Below are 15,598 nucleotides of genomic sequence, written 5' to 3'. Positions count from 1 at the left end.
ACAAATTAAAGTGCCATGTAGGCCGGGTAAGCGCAGCGCCACCCGGTTTTTCTATTACTCCCACTCCTGCAAGAATCGCTGTCCATACTGGTCCGCCACCAGCAGCGCCGCATAGACCTGATCCGGCGTTACGCCGCCAGGCATGTTGTGAATGGTTTCCCCTTCGGCACAGGACGCCTCCGCGATCAGCCGCATTTTAGCCGGAATATCCTCTTTGATATTCAGCTGCGCCAGCGTAATTGGCAGCCCGACGCTATGGCACAGCGCCGCAACGGTTTCGATTTCTTCTACCGGCGCGTTCTCCAGTACCAGTTGCGTCAGCGTACCAAATGCCACTTTTTCACCGTGGTAGAAATGGTGCGCATCCGGCACCGCCGTCATGCCATTGTGAATGGCGTGTGCCGCCGCCAGCCCGCCACTTTCAAAGCCCACGCCGCTGAGATAGGTGTTGGCTTCGATAATGCGTTCCAGAGCAGGCGTCACCACGTGTTGTTCCGCCGCCAGCATCGCTTTCTCGCCCTCTTCAACCAGCGTGTTATAGCACAGTTCAGCCAGCGCTAACGCTGCCTGCGTGCACTTGCCACCCGCCATGGTCGTGGCGCCGCTACGCGAACAGGCGCGCGCTTCAAACCAGGTTGCCAGGGCATCGCCAATCCCGGCGGCCAGCAGGCGCGCAGGTGCGCCCGCCACCACCCTGGTATCGACAATCACCATGTTCGGGTTGTGCGGCAGCATCAGGTAGCGATCGAACTCGCCGCTGTCGGTATAAATCACGGAAAGGGCACTGCACGGCGCATCGGTGGAGGCAATGGTCGGGGCAATAGCCACCGGCACGTCCATAAAGTGCGCCAGCGCTTTGGCGGTATCCAGCGTTTTTCCGCCCCCGATACCCAGCACCGCCAGGCAGTCGGTACTGTCGGCCAGTTTTTTCAGGCGATCGATTTCATTTTGCGAACATTCGCCGCCAAACGGTGCAATTTCGGCATGGAGTCCGGCTTTTTTAAAACTCTGACGCAGGGTTTCTTCGGCAAAACCCAGCACAAATTTATCGCCTACCACCAGCCAGCGAGCCGCCAGCGGCTTCAGGTAGTCGCCGAGACGAGTGAGAACATCAGCGCCCTGGATGTACTTCCCCGGCGATTGAATGATACGGTCCATAACATTTCTCCCTTAGAGGTTGAGGTTACCAAACGCGTTTTTCCAGTCCTGCTCGAACTTCTCTATGGCTGACTCTACCGCTGGCGTGCCGAGCATTTGTTGCGCTACGTCTAAGGGAAGCGTGATTGCCTCACATCCTGCCAACAGGCAATCCAGCGCCTGGCGCGGCGTTTTAAAGCTGGCAGCCAGCACCATGCTCTCTGGCGCATGCTGTTCCAGCAGGGATTGCAGTTCCTGTACCGTGCGAATGCCGTCACCGCCCTGCGCATCGACGCGGTTTACATACGGTGCGACATATTTCGCTCCTGCCAGCGCGGCCAGTAACCCCTGAGCGGCGCTGTAAACGGCGGTTCCCAGCGTGGTAATTCCCTCTTTCTTCAGCGCTTTAATCGCGATGAGCCCCTGTGCAGTGACGGGAATTTTTACCACGATGTCCGGCAGGGCATTGTTCAGCCGTTTTGCTTCCGCCACCATTCCTTCGGCGTCGCGGCTCATGGTTTGGGCAAACAGCCTGCCCTCCGGGCCGATAGCCTGCTGCAGGCGCGGCAACACCTCCCAGACAGATTCGCCGCTGGCGGCTACGATGCTTGGGTTGGTGGTCACGCCCGCAATGGGAAAAATGCGCGCCAGGCGTTCAACTTCTGCCACGTTGGCGGTATCCAGGTACAGTTCCATTATTTTTCCTTAAGTCAGAAAGGTTGAATAAAGGATACGGCGCACCCAGTCGCGGCGAATACAGGTCAATTTTGCCAAATACTGGATAAATGTAATGTCCCTGGCGAAGTGAGAGAGCGATCACAATGCTACTTTTTGGCGATCAGCTGGCTGTGATACTGGCGTCGATATTCGGAAGGGGAACGTTCAGTGTGCTTGCGAAAGAGACGGCAAAAGTAGTTACTGTCCGTAAATCCGCAGCTTGCAGCGATATCTTTGATTTTAAACTCGTAGCCTTTAAGAAGCTGACGCGCGTGCTCGAGGCGTGTTTGCGTAAGATATTCGTTGAACCCCACGCTGCCTGTTTTTTGAAAAAGATGAGAAAGGTAGTTTGGTGAAATATAAAACGCCTGCGCCACCGATTCACGGGTCAGTGCAGAGGCGTGATGTTCTTCGATGTAGTGACGAATCGCTTCAAATAATGCACGGCTGCGGCTGGCGGTATGGATATCGCTGCCCAGCAGATCGCGACAGTGGCTGAGCAAACTTAATACCACCAGTCTGGCCGTTTCCCGATCGTCTGGCTGCATTTGCAATTCAGCGAGCGTCTGCAAAAGGAATGCGCCCACTCGCGGCCCGCGTCTGGCAACCTGTTGCTGTTGCAAAAGCGTGTTGTCGCGCTCGAGCTGAAGAGTCAGTTGTTGCTTGCCGAAGCTGATGTTGAGCGAAAAGGCGGGTTGAAGCGGAATATTACCGGATGAAAAAAATAACGCTTCGCAGGCCGTATCAAAGCTAAGCACGAGGCAAGGTGACGTTCGGGGAGCGGTTTAGCCGAAGGGGGGAAATGCACCTGACGCAGCGGCAAGGTGCCGTTGATCAGGTCATTCAGGATGTGGGGGATATCGTGGTGCATGGTGTGGATACCAGGGTATTGCCCGGCGACGCTGGCGCTTGCCGGGCCTACGAAAAGCCTATTGTAGGCCGGGTAAGCGTAAGCGCCACCCGGCAAAACCGATCAACCGGTGTTACGCATCCCCGCCGCAACGCCCGCAATCGTCACCATCAGCGCCTGTTCAACGCGCGGATCCGGCTCTTTACCTTCCTCTTCCGCCAGACGCGAACGGTGCAGCAGTTCAGCCTGTAAAACGTTCAGCGGGTCGGTGTAGATGTTACGCAGTTGGATAGACTCGGCGATCCACGGCAGGTCTTCCATCAGGTGGGAGTCGTTAGCGATATCCAGCACCACTTTGATGTCGCCTTCCAGCAGCTCGCGTAGCTCTTTACCCAGCGCCCACAGCTCGGGTTTCACCAGACGCTGATCGTAGTATTCCGCCAGCCACAGGTCGGCTTTCGAGAAGACCATCTCCAGCATGCCCAGACGGGTAGAGAAGAATGGCCAGTCGCGGCACATGGTTTCCAGTTCGCTCTGCTTACCGTCTTCCACCACTTTTTGCAGCGCCGCACCGGCACCCAGCCAGGCTGGCAGCATCAGACGGTTTTGCGTCCAGGCAAAGATCCACGGAATGGCGCGCAGGGATTCAACGCCGCCAGTAGGACGACGCTTGGCCGGGCGCGAGCCGAGCGGCAGTTTACCCAGCTCCTGCTCAGGCGTGGCTGAGCGGAAGTAAGGCACAAAGTCTTTGTTTTCACGCACGTAGCCGCGATACAGATCGCAGGAGATGTCAGACAGCTCGTCCATAATCCGGCACCAGGATTCTTTTGGCTCCGGCGGCGGCAGCAGGTTGGCTTCCAGGATCGCACTGGTATAGAGCGACAGGCTGCTGATGGTCACTTCCGGCAGGCCGTACTTGAAGCGGATCATCTCGCCCTGCTCGGTCACGCGCAGTCCGCCTTTCAGGCTTCCTGGTGGTTGGGAGAGCAGCGCCGCGTGTGCAGGCGCACCGCCACGACCAATTGAACCGCCGCGTCCATGGAACAGGGTCAGTTCAATACCGGCTTTTTCGCAGGTTTTAATTAGCGCATCCTGCGCCTGATACTGCGCCCAGGAGGCTGCCATCACGCCCGCATCTTTCGCGGAGTCGGAATAGCCAATCATCACCATCTGCTTGCCCTGAATAAAGCCGCGATACCAGTCGATGTTCAGCAACTGGGTCATCACGTCGTTGGCGTTGTTCAGGTCGTCGAGAGTCTCAAACAGCGGTGCTACCGGCAGTGCGTAGTCGATGCCCGCTTCTTTCAGCAGAAGGTGAACGCCCAGCACGTCGGACGGGGTCTTCGCCATGGAGATCACATAGGCGGCCACCGATCCTTTCGGCGCATCCACGATCGCTTTACAGGTGTTGAGCACTTCGCGGGTGTCATTGCTTGGCTCCCAATTGCGCGGCAGCAGCGGGCGCTTGGAGTTCAGCTCGCGGATCAGGAACGCCTGTTTGTCGGCTTCGGACCAGCTTTCATAGTCGCCAATGCCGAGATAACGGGTCAGCTCGCCCAGCGCTTCGGTATGACGGGTGCTTTCCTGACGGACGTCGATACGCACCAGCGGCACGCCGAAACACTTCACGCGGCGCAGGGTGTCGAGCAGCTCGCCATTGGCAATGATGCCCATCCCACAGGCCTGAAGCGATTTATAACAGGCGTACAGAGGTTCCCAGAGCTGTTCGTTCTGGCTCAGCAGACCTTCCGGCTTCGGCAGGCGCTGGCCTTTCAGGCGCGCTTCCAGCCAGGCCTGCGTGGCCATCAGCTGACCGCGCAGTTTTTTCATCAGGAAACGGTACGGCTCACTGGCGCCTTCTTCACCGGCCAGCGCGCGCAGTTCCGGCGTCGCTTCTACCATCGACAGCTCGGAGATCAGCACCTGAATATCTTTCAGGAACAGATCGGTTGCTTTCCAGCGGCTCAACAACAGGACGTGACGGGTGATTTCCGCCGTCACGTTCGGGTTGCCGTCGCGGTCGCCGCCCATCCAGGAAGTGAAGCGAACCGGCACAAAGTCGACCGGCAGGCGATAGCCCAGATTTTCTTCCAGCTGTTCGTTCAGCTCGCGCAGGTAGTTTGGCACCCCTTCCCACAGGCTGTTTTCCACCACCGCAAAGCCCCATTTGGCTTCGTCGACCGGGCTTGGGCGATGCTTACGAATTTCATCGGTGTGCCAGGACTGAGCAATCAGCTGGCGCAGGCGGCGCATAAGCTGGTTACGTTCGTAGTCGGCAATGTCTTTGTTATCCAACTGCTTCAGACAGTTGTTCACTTCCACCATTTTGTGGATCAGCGTACGACGTGTGATTTCGGTTGGGTGTGCGGTCAGCACCAGCTCCAGCGAAAGGGATTCCACCGCTTTTTTGATGGTCGCTTCGTTGAGGTTGGGCTGGTCTTTGAGTTTACGAAGGGTGCGGGCAATGACTTCCGGGTTGCTGGCCGCTTCGCCTTTTGGCGAAATGCTGTGGTATTGCTCAGCGGTGTTTGCCAGGTTCAGAAACTGGCTGAAGGCGCGGGCAACGGGCAGTAGCTCATCATTAGAGAGGTTCTGCAAGGTGGTGAGCAGCTCCTGACGATTGGCCTCGTTACCGGCGCGGGAAGATTTGGACAGCTTGCGGATGGTTTCAACACGGTCGAGGATGTTCTCCCCCAACGCATCTTTGATGGTATCTCCAAGCACTTTGCCGAGCATACTGACATTACTACGCAACGCGGAATATTGTTCGTTCATAAAAACCCAGTCACCCCATCATTTTTGTTTATGCCCAGGCGAAAATTTTCTGGACATTATTTTGTCATCTCCCTTTATAAAGCCACGTAAAACCCCCGTCGTCAATTGCTGCGAAAACGGTTCAGCAGATGAATAAATGCGGGCAATTTACGAAATTTAATTCGTATTGCGTCAGATAAGAGATGCTTATGGGAATGTGACGGAGATCGCGGGATTTACTCCCCTCACCCTAACCCTCTCCCCAAAGGGGAGAGGGTACTTGAACACCCTCTCCCCTTTGGGGAGAGGGCAGGGTGAGGGGCCGTTTTAATGCCAGCAGAAGTGATGCACAACCTGGGTAATGAGTTCGCGGGTGGGCTTGATGAAGCGGGTTTCGAGATATTCGTCCGGCTGGTGGGCCTGGTTGATGGAGCCAGGGCCCAGAACCAGCGTCGGGCACAGGGTCTGAATAAACGGCGCTTCGGTACAGTAGTTCACCACGTCGGTTTTCTCCCCGAGCAGTTTTTCCACCACCTGAACCAGCTGGTGGTCAGGCGGGCATTCGTAGCCTGGAATCGGCGGATGCAGTTCGGAGACCGTCAGACGTCCCGGCCAGCGCTCGCTGACCGGTGCCAGCGCTTCGTTCAGTAAGCCATCCAGATCGCTCAGCGTCATGCCCGGCAGAGGACGGATATCCATATGCAGTTCGCAGCAGGCGCAGATACGGTTGGACGCATCACCGCCGTGCAGGCTGCCGAGGTTCAGCGTCGGATACGGCACGGTGAACGCCTCGTAGTGATAGCGCTCTTTCAGATCGTCGCGCAGGGTCATGATGCGGCCAATCGCGTCATGCATCAGCTCAATGGCGTTCACGCCGCGCGCCGGATCGCTGGAGTGACCAGACTGGCCCAGCACGCGCACTGCGGTAGAAATATGGCCTTTGTGCGCCCGAATCGGTTGCAGAGAGGTAGGTTCACCGATGATCGCGCAGTCCGGGCGAATCGATGTGTTTTCAGAGAAATACCGTGCGCCCGCCATGCTGGTCTCTTCATCGGCGGTCGCCAGAATGTAGAGCGGCTTTTTCAGCGTTGTCACGTCCACGTCACGCAGCGCGTCGAGGATAAAAGCAAAGAAGCCTTTCATGTCCGCCGTGCCGAGACCGTAGAGCTTGTTGTCGTGCTCTGTCAGGGTGAACGGATCGCGGGTCCAGCGGCCATCGTCAAACGGCACGGTGTCAGTGTGACCAGCCAGCAGCAGGCCGCCAGCGCCATGTCCGGTGCTGGCGAGCAGGTTAAATTTGTGACGTGTTCCGGGGACGGGCTGAACCTCAACGTTAAACCCAAGATCGCTAAACCAACCCGCCAGCAGATTGATTAAAGACTCATTGCTCTGATCCAGCGCTTCTTCCGTTGCGCTGATGGACGGTGTGGCAATCAGGGCGCGGTAAATCTCGATAAATGGCGGTAAGTTCATTTTCATTGTTGACACACCTTAGGTCGTGATAGTATCAATATTCATGCAATAAATGTGAATAAAAATACATTAACGTTGAGCATAAAGGAACCCGATGTTGAATACGCTGATTGTAGGCGCTAGCGGTTATGCGGGCGCAGAGCTTGTAAGCTACGTGAATCGCCACCCACATATGACCATAACCGCTTTGACCGTGTCAGCGCAAAGCAATGATGCCGGAAAGTTAATTTCCGATTTGCATCCACAACTTAAGGGCGTGGTTGATTTGCCTTTGCAGGCCATGTCTGACATCAGCGAGTTTACCGACGGCGTTGACGTGGTGTTTTTAGCCACCGCACACGAGGTCAGTCACGACCTGGCGCCGCAGTTTCTGGCAGCCGGTTGCGTGGTCTTCGATCTCTCCGGCGCGTTTCGCGTTAACGACAGCGCGTTCTACGAAAAATATTACGGTTTCACCCATCAGCACCGGGAACTGCTTGAGCAAGCGGTCTACGGCCTGGCGGAGTGGAGTACAGATAAACTGAAAGAAGCGAATCTGATTGCCGTGCCTGGCTGTTACCCGACGGCGGCGCAGCTCTCCCTTAAGCCGCTGATCGACGCGGGTCTGCTGGATCTTGACCAGTGGCCGGTGATCAACGCCACCAGCGGCGTGAGCGGCGCCGGGCGCAAGGCCGCGATCTCCAACAGCTTCTGCGAAGTGAGCCTTCAGCCGTATGGCGTGTTTAATCACCGTCATCACCCTGAAATCACCACCCATCTGGGCGCGGAGGTGATCTTCACCCCGCACCTCGGTAGCTTCCCGCGCGGGATCCTTGAAACCATTACCTGCCGCCTGAAGCCGGGTGTGACCAAAGACCAGGTGAGCGAAGTCTTCACGCAGGCGTATGCGGATAAACCACTGGTGCGTCTGTATGACAAAGGCGTACCAGCGCTAAAAAACGTGGTCGGCCTGCCGTTCTGCGACATCGGCTTTGCCGTGCAGGGCGAGCACCTGATTGTGGTCGCCGCGGAAGATAACTTACTCAAAGGCGCTGCCGCACAGGCAATGCAGTGTGCAAATATTCGTTTCGGCTTCCCTGAAACGCAGGCTCTTATTTAAGGTGTGATGATGAACCCATTAATTATCAAACTCGGTGGTGTACTGCTGGACAGCGAAGAAGCGCTGGAGCGCCTGTTTACCGCGCTGGTGAACTATCGTGAATCACATCAACGTCCGCTGGTGATTGTCCACGGCGGCGGCTGTGTGGTGGACGAGCTGATGAAAGGGCTCAACCTGCCGGTGATTAAGAAAAATGGCCTGCGCGTCACGCCTGCCGACCAGATTGACATTATTACTGGTGCGCTGGCGGGGACGGCGAACAAAACGCTGCTGGCGTGGGCGAAGAAACACCATATCGCCTCCGTTGGCCTCTGTCTGGGCGATGGAGATAGCGTAAAAGTGACCCAGCTCGACGAAGAGCTTGGCCATGTTGGACTGGCGCAGCCAGGTTCGCCTGAGCTGATTAACACCCTGCTGGAAGGTGGTTTTCTGCCGGTGGTGAGCTCAATCGGCGTGACCGAAGAGGGCGAGCTGATGAACGTCAATGCGGACCAGGCGGCAACCGCGCTGGCTGCTACGCTGGGCGCAGACCTGATCCTGCTCTCCGACGTGAGCGGCATTCTGGACGGCAAAGGCCAGCGCATTGCGGAAATGACCGCCGCAAAAGCCGAACAGCTGATCGATCAGGGCATTATCACCGACGGCATGATCGTTAAGGTGAACGCGGCGCTGGATGCCGCGCGCACGCTGGGTCGTCCGGTGGATATCGCCTCCTGGCGTCACGCGGAGCAACTCCCGGCGCTGTTTAACGGTACGCCGATTGGTACGCGTATTCTGGCTTAAGATTCTGTGCCGGATGGCGCTTCGCTTATCCGGCCTACGTGAATTTTGTAGGCCCGGTAAGCGCAGCGCCACCGGGCAAAAATATCATCATTAAGGAAATTCGTTATGGCACTTTGGGGTGGGCGTTTTACACAGGCAGCGGATCAGCGGTTCAAACAGTTCAACGACTCTTTGCGCTTCGACTACCGCCTGGCCGAACAGGATATTGTCGGCTCTGTGGCCTGGTCCAAAGCGCTGGTGACCGTGGGCGTGCTGACCGCAGAGGAACAGCAGCAGCTGGAAGAGGCGCTGAATAATCTGCTGGAAGAGGTGCGTCTGGATCCGCAGCAAATCCTCCAGAGCGATGCCGAAGATATTCACAGCTGGGTGGAAGGCAAACTGATCGACAAAGTCGGCCAGTTGGGTAAAAAGCTCCATACCGGGCGTAGCCGTAATGACCAGGTGGCGACCGACCTGAAGCTGTGGTGCAAAGAGACCGTCGGCGAACTGCTGGCGGCGAATCGTCAGCTGCAGAGCGCGCTGGTGGACACCGCGCAGAGCAATCAGGATGCGGTGATGCCGGGTTATACCCACCTGCAACGCGCGCAGCCGGTGACGTTCGCGCACTGGTGTCTGGCCTACGTTGAGATGCTGGCACGTGATGAGAGCCGTTTACAGGATACCTTAACGCGTCTGGACGTCAGCCCGCTGGGCAGCGGCGCGCTGGCCGGTACGGCTTATGAAATCGACCGTGAGCAGCTGGCAGGCTGGCTGGGCTTTGCTTCCGCCACCCGCAACAGCCTGGACAGCGTCTCTGACCGTGACCACGTGCTGGAGCTGCTGTCGAATGCCTCTATCGGGATGGTGCACCTGTCGCGCTTTGCCGAAGACCTGATCTTCTTTAACTCTGGCGAAGCGGGCTTCGTCGAGCTGTCCGACCGCGTGACGTCCGGCTCATCCCTGATGCCGCAGAAGAAAAACCCGGACGCGCTGGAGCTGATCCGCGGGAAATGTGGCCGCGTGCAGGGCGCGCTGACCGGCATGATGATGACCCTGAAAGGGCTGCCGCTGGCGTACAACAAAGATATGCAGGAAGACAAAGAGGGGCTGTTCGACGCGCTCGACACCTGGCTCGACTGTCTGCATATGGGCGCGCTGGTGCTGGACGGCATTCAGGTGAAGCGTCCGCGCTGCCAGGAAGCGGCGCAGCAGGGGTATGCTAACTCTACCGAGCTGGCGGACTACCTGGTGGCGAAAGGCGTACCGTTCCGCGAGGCACACCATATTGTGGGTGAAGCGGTAGTGGAAGCGATTCGTCAGGGTAAAGCCCTTGAAGAGCTGGCGCTTGCCGACCTGCAAAAATTCAGCGCGGTTATCGGGGATGATGTCTACCCGATTCTGGCCCTGCAATCCTGCCTGGATAAGCGTGCAGCGAAAGGCGGCGTGTCACCGAAGCAGGTAGCGCAGGCGATTGCGGATGCGAAAAACCGGTTGGTTTGAATAGTGCGGGCTGATGCCCTCACCCCGGCCCTCTCCCACAGGGAGAGGGAGAAAAACGGAGCCTGGCTTAGTGCCGGGCTTTTTTTTACGCAAAAAAAAGCGGACCACGGGGTCCGCAAAAGTTCACGTTGGCTTTAGTTTTTCGAGTTTTGAGAGAAACTCGCTGACGGTGCGGGGTCGTTTTGGGTCAAACACGTGCCGCCTCGTCTATGTGATGTATTATTCAACAGAATGCTTGATAGGGATAATCGTTCGTTGCTATGCTATCTATCGCCATGAACTATCGTGGCGACGGAGGATGAATAATGAATATTCGTGATCTTGAATACCTGGTAGCGTTAGCTGAGCATCGCCATTTTCGCCGCGCGGCAGACTCCTGCCATGTCAGCCAGCCAACGCTGAGCGGTCAGATCCGCAAGCTGGAAGATGAGCTGGGCGTGATGTTGCTGGAGCGCACCAGTCGTAAGGTACTGTTCACGCAGGCAGGTCTGCTGCTGGTGGATCAGGCGCGCACCGTACTGCGCGAGGTCAAAGTGCTCAAGGAAATGGCAAGCCAGCAGGGGGAGGCGATGTCCGGCCCGCTGCATATTGGCCTGATCCCAACCGTTGGCCCGTATCTGTTGCCGCAAATCATTCCGCTGCTGCACCAGACGTTCCCGAAACTCGAAATGTACCTGCATGAAGCGCAAACCCATCAGCTGCTGGCGCAGTTAGACAGCGGTAAGCTCGACTGTGCGATTCTGGCGCTCGTTAAAGAGAGTGAAGCGTTTATTGAAGTACCGCTGTTCGATGAGCCGATGATGCTGGCGATCTATGAAGATCACCCGTGGGCGAACCGCGATCGCGTGCCGATGGCCGATCTGGCCGGAGAAAAGCTGCTGATGCTGGAAGACGGCCACTGTCTGCGCGATCAGGCGATGGGCTTCTGCTTCGAAGCGGGTGCAGATGAAGATACCCATTTCCGCGCAACCAGCCTGGAAACTCTGCGTAACATGGTCGCGGCGGGAAGTGGCATTACGCTGCTGCCTGCGCTGGCCGTGCCGCGCGAGCGTAAGCGTGATGGCGTGGTCTATCTGCCGTGTATTAAGCCAGAGCCACGTCGCACGATCGGCCTGGTTTATCGTCCGGGTTCACCGCTGCGCAGCCGCTATGAGCAGCTGGCAGAGGCCATCCGTGGTGCAATGGATGGCCATTTCGACAACGCGTTAAAACAGGCGGTTTAAGCCGTTCAGCGCAGCTACCCGATAGGCTTCCGCCATGGTCGGGTAGTTAAAGGTGGTGTTAACGAAGTACTCGATGGTGTTGCCACCACCTTTTTGCTCCATGATCGCCTGGCCGATATGAATGATTTCCGCGGCACGTTCACCAAAGCAGTGAATACCGAGGATCTCTTTCGTCTCGCGATGGAACAGGATCTTCAGCGTACCCACGCTCATCCCCACAATTTGTGCGCGCGCCAGGTGTTTAAACTGGGCACGACCCACCTCGTAAGGCACCTTCATGGCCGTCAACTGCTGCTCGGTTTTGCCGACAGAACTGATTTCCGGGATGGTGTAGATGCCCGTCGGGATGTCCTCGATCAGATGCGCCGTCGCTTCACCTTTCACCAGCGCCTGTGCGGCGATGCGGCCCTGATCGTAAGCAGCGGAGGCCAGACTTGGGTAACCAATAACGTCGCCGACCGCGTAAACGTGCGGCAGCGCAGTCTGGTACATGCTGTTGACCTTGAGCTGACCGCGGCTGTCGGTTTCAAGCCCGATATTCTCCAGCTGCAATGAATCCGTGTTGCCGGTACGGCCGTTGGCATACAGCAGGCAGTCCGCCTTCAGCTTCTTACCAGATTTCAGGTGCATGATCACACCGTCGTCGCAGCCTTCGATTTTCTCGTACTCTTCGTTGTGGCGAATCACCACGCCACTGTTCCAGAAGTGGTAGGAGAGGGAATCTGACATCTCCTGATCGAGGAACGCCAGCAGCCGGTCGCGGGTGTTGATCAAATCAACTTTGACCTCCATTCCCCGGAAAATCGACGCATATTCACAGCCAATCACGCCCGCGCCATAGATGATCACATGGCGTGGCTCGTGGTGCAGGCTGAGGATGGAGTCGCTGTCGTATATGCGTGGATGAGAGAAGTCCACGTCTGCCGGATGATATGGGCGCGATCCGCAGGCAATCACAAATTTTTCAGCGGTGAGCGTCTCAACCGAACCGTCGTGGCACTCCAGCGCCAGGGTGTGTTCATCCACAAAATGCGCGTTACCCTGCAGAATTTCACAGTGGTTGCGCTCATAGAAACCCTGACGCATGCGCGTCTGCTGGTTAATGACCGTGTCTGCGTGATTCAGGATATCGGCAAAAGAAGAACGAAGAAGTCGGGAGTGGTCGCTGTAAAGAGGGTTCTGGTTAAATTCGATAATGCGGCTAACGGCGTGGCGGAGGGCTTTCGAAGGGATGGTGCCCCAGTGGGTGCAACCGCCGCCGACATTATGGTAGCGCTCAATAACCGCTACTCTGGCTCCCTGTTTTACCAGACCCATAGCAGCACCTTCGCCGCCGGGGCCGGAACCAATAACTATTGCGTCGTAATCGTAGGAATGTGGCATGGCAAGGCTTACCTGTTCTTATACATAAAAGCAACAGAATCATAACATCATTGCCTGGGTAACCCAATTATCGTTGTGCTTTTTTCGGGCAGTGGAGCACAAACCGCGCGTAAACAATCATTCACAAAGCCAGGTAAACAGATTAATTTTATTCTCTGGTATAGTGCCAACGGGCCTTTGGAAGGATTCAACTATCGTGATGGGCGTAAGAGCACAACAAAAAGAGAAAACCCGGCGTTCGCTGGTGGAAGCCGCATTCAGTCAACTGAGTGCTGAGCGGAGTTTTGCCAGTTTAAGCCTGCGCGAAGTGGCGCGCGAGGCCGGGATTGCGCCAACGTCCTTCTATCGTCATTTCCGTGATGTGGATGAACTGGGCCTGACCATGGTCGACGAGAGCGGTTTGATGCTGCGCCAGCTTATGCGTCAGGCGCGTCAGCGTATTGCCAAAGGCGGCAGCGTGATCCGCACCTCCGTGTCGACATTTATGGAATTTATCGGCAATAACCCTAACGCGTTTCGCCTTTTGCTGCGCGAGCGCTCTGGCACGTCGGCGGCGTTTCGTGCCGCCGTCGCGCGTGAAATTCAGCATTTCATCGCGGAACTTGCCGACTATCTTGAACTCGAAAACCATATGCCGCGTGCGTTTACTGAAGCACAGGCCGAGGCGATGGTGACCATTGTTTTCAGTGCGGGTGCCGAAGCGCTGGATGTCAGCATTGAACAACGTAAGCAACTCGAAGAGCGACTGGTATTGCAGCTGCGGATGATTTCTAAAGGTGCGTACTACTGGTATCGCCGTGAACAAGAGAAGTTGGCACATCAAAACGATGAGTGAAGGTGAGTAATGAAACAGTCAGGTCAGGATAAAGGAACGCTGTTGCTGGCATTGATCGCTGGCTTATCCATTAACGGTACGTTTGCGGCGGTTTTCAGCTCAATTGTACCGTTCTCGATTTTCCCGATTATCGCGCTGGTGCTGACGGTGTATTGCCTGCATCAACGTTATCTGAACCGCACCATGCCGGTTGGGTTACCGGGGCTGGCCGCAGCCTGTTTTATTCTGGGTGTATTGTTGTACAGCACCGTGGTGCGTGCAGAGTATCCGGATATCGGTTCTAACTTCCTGCCTGCGGTGCTGTCTGTGGCGCTGGTGTTCTGGATTGGCTCGCGCATGCGTAGCCGCAAGAGCCAGTTACCAGAGTAAAGGGTTTTGTCATTGTAGGCCGGATAAGCGAAGCGCCATCCGGCTTTTTTGGCAGGTGGCGCTTCGCTTACCTGCCCTACAAGGCCCACATTACTTCGCCGTGAGCAGTACGCCGCACTCCATATGGTGCGTATATGGGAACTGATCGAACAGCGCCAGACGTTCAACCTTGTGCGTCTGGCTTAATGTTTCCAGATTCTTGCACAGCGTCTCCGGGTTACAGGAGATGTACAAAATCCGCGGGTACGCCTGCACCATCTTCTCGGTTTCGCTGTCCAGGCCACTGCGCGGCGGATCGACAAAAATTGTCTCACACTGGTAGCTCTTCAAATCAATCCCTTGCAGGCGGTTAAACTCACGTACGCCGTTCATCGCCTGGGTAAACTCTTCTGCCGCCATACGAATGATCTGCACATTATCAATATGGTTAGCGGCGATGTTGTACTGCGCGGCGGCCACCGACGGTTTGGCGATTTCCGTCGCCAGCACGCGCTCGAAGTTACGCGCCAGCGCCAGCGAGAAGTTGCCGTTACCGCAGTAGAGCTCCAGCAGATCGCCCGTCGACCCTTCCGTCGCATTCAGCGCCCACTCCAGCATCTGCACGTTCATTGCCGCATTCGGCTGGGTGAAGCTGTTCTCCACCTGACGGTAAACCATCTCTTTTCCTGCCACCGGCAAACGCTCGTCGATGTAATCCTGGTCCAGCATGATTTTGGTTTTGGTCGCGCGGCCAATCAGGTGCACGTTGATGTTCTGCGCGCGCAGCGCATCGCGCAGGGCTTCTGCCTGCTCGCGCCACTCGTCGGTCAGCGCTTTGTGATAGAGCAGAGAGACAATGGCCTGATTGCTTTGGGTGGTCAGGTAGTCAATCTGGAACAGCTTGTTGCGCAGCACCGGATTAGTGCGCACACCGTCGATCATCAGCGTCATTAGCTGGTTGATAAGCTCACTCGCCGCCGGGAAACTGTCTACGCGAATCCGGGATTTCGTCTGCTGATCGAAAATGATGTGGTACAGGTCATCGCCATCGTGCCAGATGCGAAACTCAGCGCGCATACGGTAGTGGCTGACCGGAGAACGAAACACCTCGGGAACGGGCGCGTTGAAAGGCGTCATCATACTTTGCAGGCGGACAACTTTTTCTGCCAGCTGTGCGTCGTACTGTTCTGTCGGGAGGTGTTCGGGGGTCATGATGCGTCCTGAGTGATAAAGAATTACGCGGGGATTGTAGGGATTGTGCAGTGGATGTCCAGATTTAATGGCTAATAGCTATCTGGACATCTATACGTGTCTAATTGTAGCATTCTGTTTCCGGTCTCCTGAGAGTGAAAAGGGAATCCAGTGCAAATCTGGAGCTGACGCGCAGCGGTAAAGACTGGCGGGATGAGAGTTGTAGACACTGTGAAAACGGGAAGTCTTCATCCGTATAACGCCACCCAGCCCGAAGACCTGCCGGGATCACGTCGCATTTGGTTTCATCATCGCGTGCTATCGAT

The 15,598-nt window shown here is 56.5% G+C and carries 12 protein-coding genes, 1 pseudogene and 1 riboswitch; of the genes and pseudogenes, 6 read left to right on the top strand and 7 right to left on the bottom strand.

Features of this window, described 5'->3' with window-relative positions; translation table 11 throughout:
- Window positions 1-54 precede the first annotated feature (54 nt).
- From gldA to argE, 5 genes and pseudogenes are all read right to left on the bottom strand, one after another.
- Window positions 55-1,158 carry a bifunctional L-1,2-propanediol dehydrogenase/glycerol dehydrogenase gene (gene gldA, locus BFV65_RS20795; RefSeq protein ID WP_023298894.1) on the bottom strand — a complete coding sequence of 368 codons (1,104 nt, stop codon included), beginning with the start codon at window positions 1,156-1,158 and terminating at the stop codon, window positions 55-57.
- 12 nt (window positions 1,159-1,170) lie between these two features.
- The gene (gene fsa / locus BFV65_RS20790) at window positions 1,171-1,833 is read right to left on the bottom strand and encodes a fructose-6-phosphate aldolase (protein WP_045308709.1); all 663 of its coding nucleotides are present in this window, start codon (window positions 1,831-1,833) and stop codon (window positions 1,171-1,173) included.
- 128 nt (window positions 1,834-1,961) lie between these two features.
- Window positions 1,962-2,725, bottom strand: a pseudogene (locus tag BFV65_RS20785) (helix-turn-helix transcriptional regulator).
- Between the two features lie 102 nt (window positions 2,726-2,827).
- A complete protein-coding gene (gene ppc / locus BFV65_RS20780) occupies window positions 2,828-5,479 on the bottom strand; it encodes a phosphoenolpyruvate carboxylase (RefSeq protein WP_022649787.1) in 2,652 nt (883 codons plus the stop codon).
- Window positions 5,480-5,785: 306 nt separating this feature from the next.
- A complete protein-coding gene (gene argE / locus BFV65_RS20775; RefSeq protein WP_015569956.1) occupies window positions 5,786-6,937 on the bottom strand; it encodes an acetylornithine deacetylase in 1,152 nt (383 codons plus the stop codon).
- An 88-nt stretch (window positions 6,938-7,025) separates the two neighbouring features.
- On the opposite strand from argE, the gene argC reads away from it, so the two are divergent.
- The 4 genes from argC to oxyR all read left to right on the top strand — a co-directional run bounded on the left by argC (window position 7,026) and on the right by oxyR (window position 11,515).
- Window positions 7,026-8,030: an N-acetyl-gamma-glutamyl-phosphate reductase gene (gene argC / locus BFV65_RS20770; RefSeq protein WP_069597054.1), complete on the top strand. Its 1,005-nt coding sequence runs from the start codon at window positions 7,026-7,028 to the stop codon at window positions 8,028-8,030.
- A gap of 6 nt (window positions 8,031-8,036) precedes the next feature.
- Window positions 8,037-8,813: an acetylglutamate kinase gene (argB, locus tag BFV65_RS20765; RefSeq protein ID WP_157886697.1), complete on the top strand. Its 777-nt coding sequence runs from the start codon at window positions 8,037-8,039 to the stop codon at window positions 8,811-8,813.
- A gap of 105 nt (window positions 8,814-8,918) precedes the next feature.
- The gene (argH, locus tag BFV65_RS20760) at window positions 8,919-10,292 is read left to right on the top strand and encodes an argininosuccinate lyase (protein ID WP_069597052.1); all 1,374 of its coding nucleotides are present in this window, start codon (window positions 8,919-8,921) and stop codon (window positions 10,290-10,292) included.
- 305 nt (window positions 10,293-10,597) lie between these two features.
- A complete protein-coding gene (gene oxyR, locus BFV65_RS20755) occupies window positions 10,598-11,515 on the top strand; it encodes a DNA-binding transcriptional regulator OxyR (RefSeq protein ID WP_022649783.1) in 918 nt (305 codons plus the stop codon).
- Here oxyR and sthA read toward each other — a convergent pair.
- Window positions 11,498-12,898 (bottom strand): Si-specific NAD(P)(+) transhydrogenase, encoded by a 1,401-nt coding sequence (gene sthA / locus BFV65_RS20750; RefSeq protein WP_003862057.1) that lies wholly within the window; start codon window positions 12,896-12,898, stop codon window positions 11,498-11,500. The genes oxyR and sthA overlap by 18 nt on opposite strands.
- A 196-nt stretch (window positions 12,899-13,094) precedes the next feature.
- Here sthA and fabR point away from each other — a divergent pair, with 196 nt between their 5' ends.
- Both fabR and BFV65_RS20740 read left to right on the top strand, forming a co-directional pair.
- Complete coding sequence (gene fabR / locus BFV65_RS20745) at window positions 13,095-13,733, top strand: HTH-type transcriptional repressor FabR (protein WP_003862059.1); 639 nt, start codon at window positions 13,095-13,097, stop codon at window positions 13,731-13,733.
- Between the two features lie 9 nt (window positions 13,734-13,742).
- Window positions 13,743-14,102 carry a YijD family membrane protein gene (locus BFV65_RS20740; protein WP_017383113.1) on the top strand — a complete coding sequence of 120 codons (360 nt, stop codon included), beginning with the start codon at window positions 13,743-13,745 and terminating at the stop codon, window positions 14,100-14,102.
- A 90-nt stretch (window positions 14,103-14,192) separates the two neighbouring features.
- Here BFV65_RS20740 and trmA read toward each other — a convergent pair whose 3' ends face one another.
- Window positions 14,193-15,293 carry a tRNA (uridine(54)-C5)-methyltransferase TrmA gene (trmA, locus tag BFV65_RS20735; protein WP_023298887.1) on the bottom strand — a complete coding sequence of 367 codons (1,101 nt, stop codon included), beginning with the start codon at window positions 15,291-15,293 and terminating at the stop codon, window positions 14,193-14,195.
- 104 nt (window positions 15,294-15,397) lie between these two features.
- Window positions 15,398-15,573, top strand: a riboswitch (cobalamin riboswitch).
- Window positions 15,574-15,598: the final 25 nt, after the last annotated feature.

The sequence above is a fragment of the Enterobacter hormaechei subsp. hoffmannii genome, assembly GCF_001729745.1.
Lineage (GTDB): Bacteria > Pseudomonadota > Gammaproteobacteria > Enterobacterales > Enterobacteriaceae > Enterobacter > Enterobacter intestinihominis.
Note: the sequence above shows the minus strand (reverse complement) of the source record. Positions and strands in the feature narration are given on the sequence as shown.

Coding starts and splice junctions, on each gene's coding strand:
- argC (WP_069597054.1), top strand. CDS start 7,026: ATGTTGAATACGCTGATTGTAGGCGCTAGCGGTTATGCGGGCGCAGAG.
- sthA (WP_003862057.1), bottom strand. CDS start 12,898: ATGCCACATTCCTACGATTACGACGCAATAGTTATTGGTTCCGGCCCC.
- argB (WP_157886697.1), top strand. CDS start 8,037: ATGATGAACCCATTAATTATCAAACTCGGTGGTGTACTGCTGGACAGC.
- fsa (WP_045308709.1), bottom strand. CDS start 1,833: ATGGAACTGTACCTGGATACCGCCAACGTGGCAGAAGTTGAACGCCTG.
- trmA (WP_023298887.1), bottom strand. CDS start 15,293: ATGACCCCCGAACACCTCCCGACAGAACAGTACGACGCACAGCTGGCA.
- ppc (WP_022649787.1), bottom strand. CDS start 5,479: ATGAACGAACAATATTCCGCGTTGCGTAGTAATGTCAGTATGCTCGGC.
- argH (WP_069597052.1), top strand. CDS start 8,919: ATGGCACTTTGGGGTGGGCGTTTTACACAGGCAGCGGATCAGCGGTTC.
- BFV65_RS20740 (WP_017383113.1), top strand. CDS start 13,743: ATGAAACAGTCAGGTCAGGATAAAGGAACGCTGTTGCTGGCATTGATC.
- argE (WP_015569956.1), bottom strand. CDS start 6,937: ATGAAAATGAACTTACCGCCATTTATCGAGATTTACCGCGCCCTGATT.
- gldA (WP_023298894.1), bottom strand. CDS start 1,158: ATGGACCGTATCATTCAATCGCCGGGGAAGTACATCCAGGGCGCTGAT.
- oxyR (WP_022649783.1), top strand. CDS start 10,598: ATGAATATTCGTGATCTTGAATACCTGGTAGCGTTAGCTGAGCATCGC.